This window comes from Zoogloea sp. GW822-FHT05C07 (assembly GCF_058800215.1).
In genome coordinates, this window is the sequence record NZ_CM179510.1 from 3,435,123 (window position 1) to 3,450,377 (window position 15,255).

The following is a 15,255-nucleotide window of genomic DNA, read 5'->3' on the forward strand; positions in this document are numbered from 1 at the left end:
CTCCTTGTTCAGCCGAAGCTGCGTACCAGCGAGCCGATCAGCAGATCCCAGCCGTCCACCAGCACGAAGAGCATGATCTTGAAGGGCAGGGCGACGGTGGCCGGGCTCATCATCATCATGCCCATCGACATCAGCACCGAGGCCACGACCATGTCGATGATCAGGAAGGGGATGAAGACGATGAAGCCGATCTGGAAGGCGGTTTTAAGTTCGGACGTGACGAAGGCCGGGATGACGACGCGCATCGGCAGATCTTCCGCCTTTTCCACGCGGGGCGTCTTGGCGAGCTTGGCAAACAGGCTGAGGTCCGGTTCGCGGATCTGTGTGAGCATGAAGGCCTTGACCGGCACGGTGGCACGGTCGAGGGCATCGTTGAAGGTGATGCGGTTTTCCGACAGGGGCACCCAGGCTTCCGTATAGACCTTGTCGGCCACAGGCGACATGATGAAGAAGGTCAGGAACAGGGACAGGCCGACCAGCACCTGGTTGGGCGGCGAGGTCTGCGTGCCGAGGGCGTGGCGCAGCAGGGACATGACGATGACGATGCGCGTGAAGCAGGTCATCATCAGCAGCATCGCCGGCAGGAAGCTCAGGGAGGTGAGCAGCAGCAGGGTCTGGATCGACAGGCTGTACTGGGTGCCGCCGCCGCCGGCCGGGGTGCTGGTCAGGGCCGGCAGTGCCTGGGCCAGGACCGGCAGGGGGGCGAGCAGGCACAGCGGTGCGAGGCGGCGCACGAATGACAGTAAGCGCATCACGGCCGGCGCTCCAGGGTCTGTTTCAGCCAGGTCTGGAAATCCTTGCCACCGGAGAGCAAGGTGCTTTCACCGGTGGCTGGCGGCAGTTCGGTTGCGTCGAGGGTGTGCAGTGTGTTGACCCGCCCCGGGGCGACACCGAGGACGAGCACCTTGCCGGCCACCTCCACCAGCACGACCCGCTCCCGCGGGCCGACAGGGGCTGCGCCGCGTACCTTCAGCAGGTTGGCGCCTCCGGCGCCGCCGCCTCCAAAGCGCTTGAGAAAAAGCAGGGTGGCGTAGAGCAGCCCGAGGATCAGTGCTAGGCCCAGGAACATCTGGATGACACTGCCAGCCACATCGAGACTGCCGTCCGCTGCCAGCGCGAACGTGGGTGCCAGCAGGCCGACGGGGGCAAGCGTGGTGGGGCGCATGGTGGGTCGATACAAGGTGGGGAGGCTAATAAACGAGCTTAGGGGAGCGGAGCATAAATCGAAGTCCGGATTAAGCACCCAAAACGGTATTTTTTCATGCTTTTCAGTTCATGGTGCTGAACCGCATGCTATGCCCACACTCAAAGCAAGCACAACGTCCTGGAGGTGTGATCATGTTGCTCTGGCATCGTGACATCCAGCCCGAGGCTGGCGCGTCTGAAGGAAAGGTGGGGGCGGTCGAGCCGTCCGCGGGTTATGAGGCCAAGCGTCAGCGTGCGCTGCAGATTCTCGGCGAACGCTGGCTGCTCCACCGGGCCAATGCCCCCGACCGGCGACCGGTGCGTTCCGTATTGTCCCGCCTGCACGGAGATGCCGCGATGCCCTGACGGCCGCTTGCCGGCAGGAAGAAAAATACCGGCCCCCGCAGGAGCCGGTATTGTTGTGTATGGTGGCCTGCCGTCAGTTGCGCAGTTTGCGGATGCGTTCCGCTGGCGTGATGATGTCGGTCAGGCGGATGCCGAACTTGTCATTCACCACCACCACTTCGCCCTGGGCGATCAGGGTGCCGTTCACGAGCACGTCCATCGGCTCGCCGGCCAGACCGTCGAGTTCGACCACCGAGCCATGGGCCAGCTGAAGCAGGTTGCGGATCGCGATCTTGGTACGCCCCAGTTCCACGGTGAGCTGCACCGGGATGTCCAGGATCATGTCGTAGTCATTGATGGAGCCCGACTTGGGGCCCGACTGGCCGAAATCCGGGAACAGCTGGCTGGCCGGCTTGGCCTGGTACGGGGATTCGTCGGCCAGGCCGGGTTCTGCCGGGTCGGTGAGCCCTTCGGCGGCAGCCTGCTCCTGCATCGCAGCGGCCCAATCGTCGTCGCTGATCTGGTTTTCGTCTTCTGGGGTGTCTGTTTCTGACATCTCGTACTCCTAGCCTCCCTTGGGGGCGACTTCTTCTTCCTGCGCCAGGAAACGCTCCACCTTGAGGGCGTATTGTCCGCGTTGCACGCCGTAATGGCATTCCATGAACGGAATGCCATCCACTTCGGCCTGGATGAGGGGCGGAATCGTCAATGGAATGACGTCGCCGGGTTTCATGTTGACGATGTCACCGAGGGTCACCTTGGTCCAGCCAAGGCGCGCGGCGAGGGTGACTTCGGCGCTCTGCAGCTGCTTGCCCATCATGCTGACCCAGCGGTTGTCCTGGGTGATGTGGTCGCTCTGCATCGTGGAATACAGGGTTTCGCGAATCGGCTCCAGCATCGAGTATGGGAAGCAGAAGTGCATTTCCGCCTGGGAGCCGCCGAATTCCAGCGTGAACGATGCCGCCACCACGATTTCGCTGGGGGTGGCGATGTTGGCGAACTGGGGATTCATTTCCGAGCGGACGTACTCGAACTCCAGTTTCTTGACCGGTAGCCAAGCCTTCTCGTACTCATTGAAGGCAACTTTCAGCAGCCCCTGGATGATCCGTTGCTCTGTGGGCGTGAAGTCACGCCCTTCGACGCGGGTGTGGAAGCGCCCGTCGCCGCCGAACAGGTTATCCACCACCAGGAAGACCAGGTTCGGGTCGAGGACGATCAGTCCGGTTCCGCGCAGGGGCTTGGCAATGAACAGGTTGAGGTTGGTCGGTACCACCAGGTTGCGCACGAACTCGCTGAACTTCTGGACCTTGATCGGCCCGACCGAAACCTCGACGTTGCGGTGCATGTAGGAGAACAGGCCGACCCGCAGATAGCGGGCGAAGCGCTCGTTGATGAGCTCCATCGTGGGCATGCGCCCACGGACGATGCGTTCCTGAGTCGCGAGGTTGTAATCGCGTACCCCGGTTCCATGATCGTCGGCGACATCGGCTTCCTCGCTCTCCCCTGTGACGCCCTTCAGCAGGGCATCCACTTCTTCCTGGGAGAGAAAATCCTGGGCCATGATGAAACCCCGTTACTGCACGATGAATTGATTGAAGAGGACCGCCAGCACGGGGCCGTCGTCCTCGGGACGGTTGCGCTTGTTCTTCTTCTTGGGATTGGGCGCGTAGCCGAGTACGTCGTTGGCTTCGTCCTTGACCTCGTCGGCCAGTTCTTCCTTGCCCTCCGAGGCGGCCAGTTCAGACGGCTTCTTGGAAGACAGCAGCATGACGATGCGGTGCTTCAGCTCCGGCATGTAGAGCTTCAGCGAATCGCCGATCTTGGCGTCGGAAACCCGCAGCACCATCGTTGCCTGCAGGAAGTGCTCGCCTTCTTCGGGGGCCAGGTTGACGGTGAACTGCTCCAGCGGGACGAAGACCGGTGGGTGGGACGGATCGACCTTGACCTTCGGCGGTTCGTGCGCGGTTTCTTCCTCGCCCTCTTCGCCTTCCGCGTGTTTCTTCTTGCCCAGCAGCAGGAACGCACCGCCGCCGGCGATCGCCAGGATCAGCACGGCCGCGATGATGATGATGAGTTTCTTCTTGCCGCCCTTGGCGGGCGCTTCGCCTTCGGCGGCTTCCGCTTTGGCTGGTGCTTTCGACATGCTGGATTGCTCCTTATCTCACTGCATTGTATCCACCATGTCTACCCGCCAAACGGGAAACAGGGGCGTGATCGCCCGTCATTTACCTCATTTCAGGCGAACGTGTCTACCAGTCCGTCGCCGCGCCGGCTCCACTGCTGGGAAACCGCCATGGATGTAGTTCCGTCGTCGGCGTTGCGCCCTGTACCCCATGCATTGTTGCCACGCTGCTGGCCATCGCCCGAGTTGTTCGATTGGCTCGATGTTCCGACGTCGGTCTGACCGAGGTTGATCCCGCTTTGTTCGAGAACCTCGCGCAGGCGCGGCAGGCTTTGTTCGATGAGTTCCCGGGCGGCGGGCGTCGCTGCCACGAATTGTGCACTGGTCTGGTCGCCGTTGACCGTAATCGACACCTCGATCTTGCCCAGTTGCGGTGGTGTGAGCGTGAGCTGGGCATGGCTTTCGTCGTGTCCGACCATCCAGCTGACGCGGCTACCCACTTCTTCGGGCCATCCGGGGCTGCCTGCCGGCGTTGCGACGTGCAGCGGAACGGGTGACGGGGCACGGGTGGTCGCTTCTCCGCGCAGGTTGGCCAGGGCTGCGGCGTGGACGTCGGCGAAATTATTGACCGTCGTGCTTTCCGCTGCGAGGTCCCGGCTCTTGCCGGCAGTTTCACCGGTTGCGGCAAGTTTTGCCGTTGCAGCGGCCAGTGCCGTGCCCGGCGTTGCGCCGTCCGTTGCCGTATCGGCGGACAACTGACGCCGCTCGGCAGCGTCGGCCAGGACGAGGCTGGCGTTGCCGCGCTGCTTGCCGGCCAGGAGGCCGTCGCTGAGCGTCTTGTCAGCGGAGGTTTCCTGGGAGGACGGGGTGAGCTTGACTGCGGGCGTGCCCTGCGGGGGCAGCCCGGCCGCGAGCAGGGCTGCCAGCGCCGGGTCTGCGGAGAGCGAATCTGCCGGTACAAGGGACTGAGTGGTATCGGGCTGGACGGCGTCGTCCGTGACCGAAGACGTGGCCGTGCCGTTGCCCGGAACGAGCAGCTTGCCCAGTAGGGCGATCACGTCAGCGGGTTGGGCCTGGCCGTCTTCCGGCGCTTGCGCCGCGGCGTCTGCCGCGTCGGTGGTCGTCGTGTTCGCGGTGCTCTGGTTGCCGTCGGCCTTGGTGGGCGACGCGGGGGAGGCTCCGGTGGCCGGCTTGGCGTCACGATCGATGTGACGCTGCAGCTCGCGGGCAAACCCCGAATTCGCCGAGTCGGTGGCGGATGCCTGGGTGTTGTCGCTCCGGGAGACCTCGGCGCTCTGGGCCGTGGTGGCAATGTTCGCGAGAGGGTTCAAAGCCGGTCCGGACATGATGGTGTTCCCAGTGGAGGATGCAGACACCAACTCGTCAGCAAGCGGCATGCCAGCGGCCGGCGGCCTGTCAGTCGTCCTGTTCCCGGTCACGGAATTGCTTGGCGGCATGTTCGTCCGTGAGCTTCTGTTCCTGCTTGGCTTCCTTGCGGGTTTGCTGGCTCTGGTGGCGCTGGGACAGGGTGTCGAAGGCCTTGACCTTGTTCCGCTGGACCACCCAGGCCTGCTGCCCTTGTTCCACGCGGATCCGGGAGTCGGCGACCACCCGTTGCTGGAGAGTGATCGCGTCGTCGAGCTTGAGGAGGAACGCGCTGTAGTTGCGCCAGGCATCGGGGCCGATGCCGTTGCGTGCCGCTTCGACGAAGCGGGTCTGGTATTCCTTGCGGTAGTCCACCAGCAGGCTGAGCTTTTCCTCGACCGCCCGTTCGCTGGCGATCAGTTCGCCCAGCTTGCGCGCAGCCTCGTCCATCCGATTGTTGGCCAAGTCCAGCAAGGTTTGTAGCGGGAAAGGCTCGGACATGTTCAGGTGCTCTCTGCGTTATCGGGTCGAGGGGTGAGCTCTTTACGGGAGCGTAAGAATAGCCCTGGCGCAGTCGTGGTGTTACGGCGCCGCGCCGAAGAGTGTGTAAAGCTTCTCGACCGCGGAGTCATAGGGTTCGCACTCATCGATGCGTTGCTGCAGGAAGGCCTCCAGGCGCGGGTACATGGCCACCGCCTGATCGAGGATCGGGTCGGCACCGGCCTGGTAGGCACCGACCGCGATCAGGTCGCGGGAGCGCTGGTAACGGGAAAACAGCTGCTTGAAGCGCCGCACGACATCGAAATGCTGGCTCTTGACCAGGTTGTGCATGGCCCGCGAGATCGATTGCTCGATGTCGATGGCCGGGTAGTGTCCCTGGTCGGCCAGGCTGCGTGACAGCACGATGTGGCCGTCGAGAATGGCGCGCGCCGAGTCGGCGATCGGATCCTGCTGGTCATCGCCTTCCGCCAGCACAGTGTAGAAGGCGGTGATCGATCCTCCGCCTTCCGGGCCATTGCCGGCGCGCTCGACGAGGGCTGGCAGGCGGGCGAACACCGATGGTGGATAGCCGCGGGTGACCGGTGGCTCGCCGATGGCCAGTGCGATTTCCCGCTGGGCCATCGCGTAACGGGTCAGGGAGTCCATGATCAGCAGGACCTGCTTGCCCTGGTCGCGGAAGTGCTCGGCCACCGTGGTGGCATAGGAGGCGCCCTGCAGGCGCATCAGCGGACTGCAGTCGGCCGGTGCGGCAATGACCGCGGAACGGGCCAGGCCGTCGGCGCCCAGGTTGTGCTCGATGAACTCCTTCACTTCGCGGCCCCGTTCGCCGATCAGCCCGACGACGATCACGTCGGCGGCGGTGAAGCGCGCCATCATGCCGATCAGCACCGATTTACCGACGCCGGAGCCGGCGAACAGGCCCATCCGCTGGCCGCGGCCGACGGTCAGCAGTCCATTGATGGCACGGATGCCGACGTCGAGGGACTGGCTGATCGGGGCGCGCTGCAAAGGGTTGATGGGGCGCGACTGAAGGGAGCGGGAATGGCGGGTGTTCAGCGGGCCGAGTCCGTCCAGCGGGCGGCCGGCGCCATCGACGACGCGGCCGAGAAGTTCGTCGCCCATCGGCAGGTGCTTGGCCCGGTCGGAGGCACGGCGGCGCGGCTCGATGCGCTCGCCGGCAATCAGCGGCGGCTGGGTTGGTTCGAGGGGGAAGACCTGGGCGCCCGGCGACAGACCAAAGACGTCATCGGTTGGCATCAGGAAGATCTTTTCACCGTTGAAGCCGACGACCTCGGCCTCGACCGAGCTGCCGCCCGGGATGACGATCTTGCAGCCCGAGCCGAGGGGCAGCTTAAGGCCGGAGGCTTCCATGACCAGGCCGTTGATGCGGGTCAGGCGGCCGGCCACCTGGTACGGCGATGTGGCGCCGACGAGCTTGCGGGCATCGTCCAGGAAGGTGCGCCAGGTTTCGGTGCCGTGATTCATCAGGGCTCTTCTCCATCCCACGGGATGTCGCGGCCGAGGCTGTCCATGATGCGGCGCCAGCGGGTCTGCACGGTGGCGTCGATCTGGCTGCCGGTCGCTTCGATGCGCACGCCGCCACGGGCGATGCTGGCGTCCTCGACCAGCCGATGGCCGGCGTGGGCCATGTGCTCGCCGAGATAGTCCCGCGCCATGGCGACGTCTTCCGGATTGAGGTGGAGCTGGGCGTGGGTCTGGGGCATCTGCCCGAGGGCTTCGCGCAACAGATCGGTGATCGTATCCGGCCGGGTGGCGATGGTGTGGCGCACCATCTGGCGGGCCAGTTCGATAGACATGGCGAGAATCTCCTCGGCGACCTCCTGGTCGAGCGTCGTCAGCGAGTTTTCCATTCCCTCGACGAGGCCGTGGAAGTGCATGGCCTCGATGCGGCCGCGGGCCGTGCCTTCCTCGTAGCCAGCGGCGTAGCCTTCCTTGCGGGCCTCTTCATGGATGCGCTCGATGTCCTCGGCGGTGGGGAACTGGAAAACCGTGGTGTCCTCGTCCAGCATGTCGTCCGGGAGCATGTCGGGCAGGGGGGGCGGCTCCGGTTCCGGGGCCGGCTCGAACGGCGGCGCTTCGATGACAGGGGGCTCGATGGCCGGCTCGGCTTCCAGCGGCGCCGGCTCCTGGGGGGCGGGCTCATCGAAGGAGGGAGGCAGCCAGCGCCGGTAGACACCGACGGCCTGGTGTCGGTCCATGCTCATCGGTGGGCCTCGTGCTTAGACGAAGGCATCGTCGCCTCCGCTGCTGGACAGGGCGATCTGGCCTTCCTCCGCCAGGCGGCGGGCGGTCTTGAGGATTTCCTTCTGTTCCGCCTCGACCTCCGACAGGCGTACCGGCCCGCGGGAGTCCAGGTCTTCCCGCAGCATTTCGGCGGCCCGCTGGGACATGTTCTTGAAGATCTTCTCGCGCAGCTCGGGTGGGGCGCCCTTCAGTGCCACCACCAGCGAATCGCTCTGGACTTCCCGCAGCAGGGTCTGAATGCCGCGGTCGTCCAGGTCGAGCAGGTTCTCGAAGACGAACATCTCGTCGAGAATCTTCTGGGCCAGGTCCGGGTCGTACTCGCGCACGTTGTCGAGAATGGCGGTTTCCGCCGCCGAGCCGACGAAGTTGAGGATCTCGGCCGCGTGGCGGACGCCGCCCATGGCGGTCTTCTTGACCGCCGATGCGCCCGACAGCATGCGCGTGAGAGCTTCGTTGAGCTCCTTCAGGGCGACCGGCTGGACGCCGTCGAGGGTGGCGATCCGCAACAGGACGTCGTTGCGCAGGCGATCGGTGAAATGCTTGAGGATGTCGCCGGCCTGGTCGAACTCCAGGTGCACCAGGATCGTGGCGATGATCTGCGGGTGCTCGTTCTTGATCATGTCGGCGGCGGTGGCGGCGTCCATCCACTTCAGACTCTCGATGCCGGCGGTGTCGGAGCCCTGCAGCACGCGGCTGATCAGGTGGGTGGCGCGCTCGTCGCCGAGGGCCTTGGTGAGCATTGCCTTGATGTGCTCGTGGTCGGCCTCGATCGGCGAACCCTTGTCGGCGTAGGCGATCAGCTCATCGAGAATGCCCTCGACCCGTTCGCGCGGCTGGGCCTGCATGGAGGCCATGGAGGCGCCGAGCTTCTGGACTTCCCGCGGGCCGAGCTGCTTGAGCACCTCGGCGGCTTCGTCGGCCCCCAGGGTCAGCAGGAGCAAGGCACCCTTTTCCAGTCCTTCATCGTTGCTGCTCATTGGCTCCCATCCATTCCTTGATCAGATTGGCCACCATCCGCGGATTCTCCTTGGCGAGGGCCAGCGCCTTGGCGAGTTTCTCGTCATAGGCGAGGCGGGCGGCGGCTTCCGGCGACAGGGCGACATGGGCCCCGTCCTCGCCTTCCTCACCTTCTTCGCCTTCGAAGCCTTCCTCGCCTTCCCGTGCCGAGGCGCCTTCGCCTTCTTCCTCCTCCTTCACCTCCGGCTGGGGCAGAACCTGCTTGACCAGCGGGCGGATGACGCCGAAGGCCACGAAGGCGATCACGCCGGCGATGACCAGGTACTTGGCGAGCTCCTTGAACAGCGCGACGTTGTCCGGGTCTTTCCAGAACGGGGCTTCGAGCAGGTCCTTGTCGGAGACGACGAAGGCACTGCTGGCCACGCTGATGGTGTCGCCCCGGTCCTTGCTGTAGCCGACAGCCTCGCGTACCAGGTTTTCGACGCGCTGGCGCTCGTCATCGGTGATCGGTACCGATTTGACGTTGCCGTTCTTGTCCTTTTCTTCCTTGTTGTTGACCACCACCGCCACCGACAGGCGCTTGATCTGGCCGAGGGCCTTGCGCGTGTGCTGGATGGTCTTGTCCACTTCATAGTTGATGGTGGCACTCTTGGTGGAAGTTAGTGGGGCCTGGCCGCTGGCTGTGGTCGGCGGCACCGCCGGCGTGGTGACCGGCGCGGTGGCGGGGACCGGCGGTTGATTGGTCAGCGCGCCCGGCACGCCCTGTGGGCCTTGGTCGCGGGTCTGGCTCTCGTTGCTTTGCTGGCTGCGGATGGCCTGTTCCGGCGAGGGGTTCGGGCGGTAGGTTTCGGCGGTCTGCTCGGTCTGGTTGAAATCCACGTCGGCGGACACCTGGGCGCGGAAGTTCCCCTTGCCGTAGAGCGGGGTGAGGATCGAATTGACCCGCTCGATGTAGCCTTCTTCGAGTTCGTGGGTGTACTTGAGTTGGCTGGCGTCGAGGCTGCCGCGCAGTGGGTCGGGCTTCTTGGTGAGCAGGTTGCCGTCCTGGTCGATCACGCTGACGTTGTCGTTGGTCAGGTTGGGGACGCTGGAGGCGATCAGGTGCACGATGCCGGCGATCTGCGAGGGATCGAGGGCGCGGCCGGTATGCAGGTTGACCATTACCGACGCGGTGGGCTTCTGCTCGTCGCGCAGGAAGGCGGTCTGCTTCGGGATGGCGAGGTGTACGCGGGCGCCGGCGACGCTGGCGATGGACGAGATGGTGCGCGACAGCTCGCCCTCGAGGGCGCGCTGGTAGTTGATCTGCTCGTGGAACTGGGACAGGCCCAGCTTCTGGTTCTCCATCAGTTCGAAACCCACCAGCCCGCCCTTGGGGATGCCCTGGGCGGCGAGGCGCAGGCGCAGGTCGTGGACCTGCGTGGCAGGGACGAGGATGGCGTTGCCGTTGTCCGAGAACTTGTAGGGGATGTTCTGCTGCTGGAGGCTGGCCACGACGGCACCGCCGTCCTTCTCGGCGAGGTTGGAGAACAGCACGGAGTATTCTGGCTGTCGGCTCCACAGCAGTACGCCGACGATCAACGCAATGCCGAACGCCAGCGCAGCGCCGGCTGCGATCTTCTGGCGCTGGGACAGATTGCGGATGTTCTCCAGAACCTGGGCCAGCGGCGAAGCGGGCGGCGGTACGGGAGCGGCGGCGGCGTCTTCTGCTGCCATGGACACACTTCCTCTTATCGGATGCCCGCATTGTCCTTCACAAGAGGCGTTTCAAGGCAGCGATAAGCGGCGTTTTTTGCCGCCTATTTGCCGCCTTGCCGCACGACGATGGGGCCTAAGCTGCGAAGCGGTGAATAACGCCCCGGATTACCCATGACCTTGCCCGCCATCGACGACCGTCTCGATGCCCGCCAGCTGGCCGAAGCCTTTCGCCAGTTCAGCGAGGCTTCGGAGGCGCTGACCGGTGCCTACGCCGGCCTGCAGACCCAGGTCGGCCAGCTGACCGAACGTCTCAGCGTGCTGATGGGCGCGTTGCCGGCCGGGGTGGTGGTCCTCGACCGCGAAGGGCAGGTGGTGCAGGCCAATCGGGCCGTCGAGGCGATGTTCGCGAGCTCGCTGGCCGGCGTGCCATGGGAAGCTTTTTGCGCGGCGCATTTGCAGCCAACCGAGACGCCGGGCGAGTGGCAGTTGGTTAGCGACGGCGACACCCTGCGGGTCACCCGCGTCGATGCGCCGCTGGAGTCCGGCGACGGCCACATCGTGCTGCTGACCGACGTGACCGAGGCCCATCGCATGCGTCTGACGGCAGAACGTCAGGAGCGCCTGGCCGCGATGGGCGAGATGGTTGCCGGGCTGGCCCATCAGCTGCGCACGCCGCTGTCCGCTGCCTTGCTTTACACGGCGACCCTGGTCCAGCAGGAGATGGGGCCAGCCGACCGGGAACGGATCGGCAACCGGGCCATCGAGCGTCTGCGGCATCTTGAAAAGCTGATCCGCGACATGCTGCTGTTTGCACGCGGTGAGGCGCTGGGGCGCGAGCCCTTCGCCATCTGCGATCTGGTGGCCGAGTTGGCGCAGACGCTGGAGCCCGTGGCCCGTGCCAAGGGTCTGGTCTTCGAGCCGGCCTGCGGCTGCGGTGCCTCGCAGGTGGTGGGAGACCGCAAGGCCATCACCGGAGCGCTGACCAACCTGCTGGAGAACGCCGTACAGGCGACCGAAGCCGGCGGCGGCATCCGTTTCGACGCGGCACTCGACAGTGGGCTGGTGCGTTTCAGCGTGACCGATACCGGAAAGGGTGTCGATCCAGCCCTTCAGTCGAGGCTTTTCGAGCCGTTTTTTACAACGCGACCCGATGGTACGGGATTGGGTCTGGCGATCGCACGGGGGGTGGCCCGTGCCCACGGCGGCGACATCGGCATCCAGTCCGAGCCGGGCCGTGGCACCACCTTCACCCTGACCCTCGCCATGGGCGGCTGACGCCCAGTTGCACCCCAGTTTTAGAGAGAAGTCCAATGTCCGATACCCTGAACATCCTGGTTGTCGAAGATGATGCTCCCCTGCGCGACGCGGTGTGCCTGACGCTGGAGGTCGCAGGCCACCAGGTCACCGGCGTCGGCGACGGGCCTGCCGCGCTGCTCGAAGTGGAGCAGCAGGCCTTCAACCTGGTCCTGTCCGATCTGAAGATGCAACCGATGGATGGCCTGCAGTTGCTGGCCGAGTTGCGCCAGCGCGTGCCCCAGTTGCCGGTGTTGTTGATGACCGCCTTTGGTGACGTGGAAAAGGCGGTGGATGCGATGCGCGGCGGGGCCTGCGATTTCCTGATGAAGCCCTTCGAGCCCAAGCTGCTGCTGGAGCACGTGCAGCGCTACGCACGGACCCGCCAGGCGGAGGGCATGGTGGCGGCCGATCCGCACACCCGCAAGCTCCTGGCGCTGGCCGACAAGGTGGCGGAAACCGATGCGACGGTGCTGCTGAACGGCGAGTCGGGGACCGGCAAGGAAGTCTTTGCCCGGTACCTGCATGAACATTCTTCGCGCCGCAACGGTCCCTTCGTGGCCATCAACTGTGCGGCGATTCCCGACACCCTGCTGGAGGCGACGCTGTTCGGCCACGAGAAGGGGGCGTTCACCGGTGCGGCCACTTCGCAGGCCGGCAAGTTCGAGCAGGCGGAAGGCGGCACGTTGCTGCTCGACGAGATTTCCGAGATGCCGCTGGGCCTGCAGGCTAAGTTGCTGCGGGTGCTGCAGGAGCGGGAGGTGGAGCGCGTCGGCGGCAAGAAGGCGATTCCCCTCGACATCCGCGTGCTGGCCACGACCAACCGGGACATGACCAAGGAGGTGGCGGCCGGCCGTTTCCGTGAGGATCTGTTCTATCGGCTGAACGTCTTTCCGCTACAGATCCCGTCGCTGCGCGAGCGTCCCGGTGACGTCATTCCGCTGGCCCGCCATTTTGCAGCGATGCACGGCGAGCGCCTGAAGCGCATTGCGCGCCTGTCGTCAGAAGGGGAGTCGGTGCTGGTCACCTACCATTGGCCGGGCAACGTGCGCGAACTGGAAAACACCGTGCAGCGTGCGCTGATCCTCAGCGGCGGAGAGGCCGTGTCGGCGGAGACGATCCGCCTTTGCCTGCCGCACTGGAACGGCGAGCCAGTGCGCTTGGTGCCGCCGACCCCGGCGTTGCCGGCGGCGTTTGCCGGCGAGGTGGCAAATTTTGCCGTGGAGGCGCTGCCGGCAAACAAGGAGGCGCCCCGTCCCGCCAACATGAAGGATCTGGAACGGGAGCACATCCTGCAGGTGCTCAAGGAGGTCGGAGGGTCGCGCAAGCGTGCAGTGGCGCAGCTTGGCATCTCCGAACGGACCTTGCGCTACAAGCTCCAGCAGTACCGGGAGGAAGGCCTTTTCAGCGACTGAGCTTGATGCCCTTGCTTGGCACGTGCTTTGCTCTGCTATAGTGGAGAAAAAGGAGCCGAACCATGGATACCCGCGGGATCGATCAGATGTTGTCGGAACTGCGCGCCACTTCGCAGGTGGCGTCGGGCAAGCCTGCCCAGGCGCCGAGCGCGGCCGGCGAGACTGATTTCGGCCAGGTTCTGCAGAGTGCGATCGATCAGGTCAGTTCGGCCCAGATGCAGGCCCAGGAAATGTCCAAGGGATTCTCGTCCGGCGACCCGAACGTGAACCTGCAGGATGTCATGGTCAATCTGCAGAAAGCCAACCTGTCCTTCCAGCAGATGGTGCAGGTGCGCAACAAGCTGGTCACTGCTTACCAGGACATGATGAACATGTCCGTCTGACTGGACCTTGCCGTGAGAATGAAAAAAAGCCGGCATTGCCGGCTTTTTTGTTTGTGCGGCGTCCCTTGAGATCAGAGCTGGTGGCGTTCCCGCGCGTTGCGTTCGCGCTCGGCCTTCAGGATGTAGCGCTGGATCGTCGAGGCCATGTTGTTGGACAGGTTGATGAACTCGCAACCGGCGCGGATGGTGGTGCTGCCATCCCGATTGGTGATGCGGAAGACGTTGCGTACCCGCAGGGAGGCTGCGATCGGGCCGACTTCCGGCAGCATCAGGCGACAGTCGTGGAATTCCATGTCGGCGGAGAACTGCGCGCCGTTGGGGGGGATCACGATCGCCAGTCCGCCGCCGCTGATGTCGAGCACGTTGGCCTCCATCGAAACCGTCTTGTCGGCCCCGTCCTCTCCGACGGGGATCAGGCATGACAGGCCTTGCTGGCTCGGTGTGGTCAGGCGGAAATACTCGCGCCGCTGCAGGCGCAGGAGGACGTCAGGCACCGGGACACGGAAGGCCTCGTGACCCTCGAATGGGAAGCGCTCTATCCTGCGGGCGGCAAACTGGATCTTGACCTTGTCGAGCTGGGTGACGCAGATGAGCTGTTCGGCTGACTCGACCCGCCGGTTGATGGCTTCGTCGTTTGTCGAATCCAGGATCAGGTGCTGCTCGTCCGGCGTGACCGCCAGGATGGCGCTCAGGAAGGAGTCCGCGCTGGCGTCGATGAAGACGCTCACCATCGACCGCTTGTGCAGGAGTCCACGCAGGTTGTAGAGGATGTCGGTCTTCCCGCGCAGCAGATAGCGGGAATAGTCGTCGGCCTGCAGGAGTTCGAACTTGAGCGGCATGGTATCGGTGGATCCGCGATCGGAAGGAGTAGCCCGATTTTAACAGTCCGCCCCATGGTCTGAGCGGCTGTGCGATCCCTGTTCCCGCAAATGACAAGCTGGGCCCGGGCGGTGAGGCGCCGGGCCCGTTGCGAAGCTTTTCTGCTGGCGGTCAGCGGGTGGCTTCGCGCTCGATTTCTTCGAGGCTGGTGTGGCGGACATCGCGGCCCTTGACCATGTATACCACGTACTCGGCGATGTTCTTGGCGTGGTCGCCGATGCGTTCCACCGACTTGGCCACGAACATCAGTTCGATGGACTGGGAGATGGTGCGCGGATCTTCCATCATGTAGGTGATCAGCTGGCGCATGATGCCCTTGAATTCGGCATCCACTTCCTTGTCCTGGCGGACCACCTGGGCGGCCGAGACGGTGTCGAGGCGGGCGTAGGCGTCGAGCGACGTGCGCAGCATGTCGACCACTGCGTCGGCAATGTGGCCGAGACGGATCTGCGGCATGAACGAAGCGCCGCCGGTATGCAGCTGCTTGGCCGTCTTGGCGATCTTCTTGGCTTCGTCGCCGATGCGCTCCAGATCGGTGATGGTCTTCTGCACGGTGCTGATCATGCGCAGGTCGACCGCCGTGGGCTGGCGCTTGGCGATGACCTGGTTGCAGGCTTCGTCGAGTTCGATTTCCAGGATGTTGACCCGGTTGTCGTTTTCGATGACCTGGTCGATCAGCAGCAGATCGCCTTCGCCAAGGCCTTCCATCGCCTTCACGATCTGCAGTTCGACCATGCCCCCCATCTGGAGAACCCGGTTGCGGATTCCTTCCAGTTCGGAATCAAACTTCTTGGAGGTGTGCTCGGTCATGGCAAGTCCTGTGATTGAAGGCAATGAAAACTGCCGAAGG

General features: G+C 64.6%; 17 protein-coding genes. 4 read left to right on the forward strand and 13 right to left on the reverse strand.

The features are described from left to right. Positions 1 to 8: 8 nt before the first annotated feature. Together fliP and fliO are read right to left on the reverse strand one after the other, a co-directional pair. Positions 9 to 752: a flagellar type III secretion system pore protein FliP gene (gene fliP / locus AC3QL2_RS15975; RefSeq protein ID WP_493231482.1), complete on the reverse strand. Its 744-nt coding sequence runs from the start codon at positions 750 to 752 to the stop codon at positions 9 to 11. Further along, positions 752 to 1,165, reverse strand: a complete 414-nt coding sequence (gene fliO / locus AC3QL2_RS15980) for a flagellar biosynthetic protein FliO (protein WP_493231483.1) — start codon at positions 1,163 to 1,165, stop codon at positions 752 to 754. The genes fliP and fliO overlap by 1 nt, the downstream gene beginning before the upstream one ends. Before the next feature lie 173 nt (positions 1,166 to 1,338). Between fliO and AC3QL2_RS15985 the strand changes: the two genes are divergently transcribed. After that, positions 1,339 to 1,551 (forward strand): hypothetical protein, encoded by a 213-nt coding sequence (locus AC3QL2_RS15985; protein ID WP_493231484.1) that lies wholly within the window; start codon positions 1,339 to 1,341, stop codon positions 1,549 to 1,551. 73 nt (positions 1,552 to 1,624) lie between these two features. Here AC3QL2_RS15985 and fliN read toward each other — a convergent pair whose 3' ends face one another. The 9 genes from fliN to fliF form a co-directional block, all read right to left on the reverse strand. Further along, on the reverse strand, positions 1,625 to 2,086 hold the full coding sequence (gene fliN / locus AC3QL2_RS15990; protein WP_493231485.1) for a flagellar motor switch protein FliN: 462 nt from the start codon (positions 2,084 to 2,086) through the stop codon (positions 1,625 to 1,627). Positions 2,087 to 2,095: 9 nt separating this feature from the next. Continuing rightward, complete coding sequence (gene fliM / locus AC3QL2_RS15995; protein ID WP_493231487.1) at positions 2,096 to 3,091, reverse strand: flagellar motor switch protein FliM; 996 nt, start codon at positions 3,089 to 3,091, stop codon at positions 2,096 to 2,098. A 12-nt stretch (positions 3,092 to 3,103) separates the two neighbouring features. Then, complete coding sequence (locus AC3QL2_RS16000; RefSeq protein ID WP_493231488.1) at positions 3,104 to 3,673, reverse strand: flagellar basal body-associated FliL family protein; 570 nt, start codon at positions 3,671 to 3,673, stop codon at positions 3,104 to 3,106. A gap of 92 nt (positions 3,674 to 3,765) precedes the next feature. Then, entirely contained in the window at positions 3,766 to 4,998 is a 1,233-nt protein-coding gene (locus tag AC3QL2_RS16005; protein WP_493231490.1) for a flagellar hook-length control protein FliK, read from the reverse strand. Positions 4,999 to 5,068: 70 nt separating this feature from the next. Continuing rightward, positions 5,069 to 5,518, reverse strand: coding sequence for a flagellar export protein FliJ (gene fliJ, locus AC3QL2_RS16010; RefSeq protein ID WP_493231492.1), 450 nt, complete (start codon positions 5,516 to 5,518; stop codon positions 5,069 to 5,071). Positions 5,519 to 5,599: 81 nt separating this feature from the next. Next, a complete protein-coding gene (gene fliI / locus AC3QL2_RS16015; RefSeq protein WP_493231494.1) occupies positions 5,600 to 7,003 on the reverse strand; it encodes a flagellar protein export ATPase FliI in 1,404 nt (467 codons plus the stop codon). After that, positions 7,003 to 7,743, reverse strand: coding sequence for a flagellar assembly protein FliH (locus AC3QL2_RS16020; protein ID WP_493231496.1), 741 nt, complete (start codon positions 7,741 to 7,743; stop codon positions 7,003 to 7,005). Before AC3QL2_RS16020 ends, fliI begins: the two co-directional genes overlap by 1 nt. Before the next feature lie 15 nt (positions 7,744 to 7,758). Next, positions 7,759 to 8,760, reverse strand: coding sequence for a flagellar motor switch protein FliG (gene fliG, locus AC3QL2_RS16025; protein ID WP_493231497.1), 1,002 nt, complete (start codon positions 8,758 to 8,760; stop codon positions 7,759 to 7,761). Continuing rightward, the gene (gene fliF, locus AC3QL2_RS16030; protein WP_493231499.1) at positions 8,744 to 10,453 is read right to left on the reverse strand and encodes a flagellar basal-body MS-ring/collar protein FliF; all 1,710 of its coding nucleotides are present in this window, start codon (positions 10,451 to 10,453) and stop codon (positions 8,744 to 8,746) included. Before fliF ends, fliG begins: the two co-directional genes overlap by 17 nt. A gap of 153 nt (positions 10,454 to 10,606) precedes the next feature. On the opposite strand from fliF, the gene AC3QL2_RS16035 reads away from it, so the two are divergent. The 3 genes from AC3QL2_RS16035 (at position 10,607) to fliE (ending at position 13,526) form a co-directional block, all read left to right on the forward strand. Beyond that, positions 10,607 to 11,710, forward strand: coding sequence for a sensor histidine kinase (locus tag AC3QL2_RS16035; RefSeq protein ID WP_493231500.1), 1,104 nt, complete (start codon positions 10,607 to 10,609; stop codon positions 11,708 to 11,710). Between the two features lie 35 nt (positions 11,711 to 11,745). Continuing rightward, entirely contained in the window at positions 11,746 to 13,143 is a 1,398-nt protein-coding gene (locus AC3QL2_RS16040) for a sigma-54-dependent transcriptional regulator (RefSeq protein ID WP_493231502.1), read from the forward strand. Positions 13,144 to 13,205: 62 nt separating this feature from the next. Then, positions 13,206 to 13,526: a flagellar hook-basal body complex protein FliE gene (gene fliE, locus AC3QL2_RS16045; protein WP_493231504.1), complete on the forward strand. Its 321-nt coding sequence runs from the start codon at positions 13,206 to 13,208 to the stop codon at positions 13,524 to 13,526. Between the two features lie 71 nt (positions 13,527 to 13,597). Here fliE and AC3QL2_RS16050 read toward each other — a convergent pair whose 3' ends face one another. Together AC3QL2_RS16050 and phoU are read right to left on the reverse strand one after the other, a co-directional pair. Further along, entirely contained in the window at positions 13,598 to 14,365 is a 768-nt protein-coding gene (locus AC3QL2_RS16050; protein ID WP_493231505.1) for a flagellar brake protein, read from the reverse strand. A 151-nt stretch (positions 14,366 to 14,516) separates the two neighbouring features. After that, on the reverse strand, positions 14,517 to 15,215 hold the full coding sequence (gene phoU / locus AC3QL2_RS16055; RefSeq protein ID WP_493231507.1) for a phosphate signaling complex protein PhoU: 699 nt from the start codon (positions 15,213 to 15,215) through the stop codon (positions 14,517 to 14,519). Positions 15,216 to 15,255 lie beyond the last annotated feature (40 nt).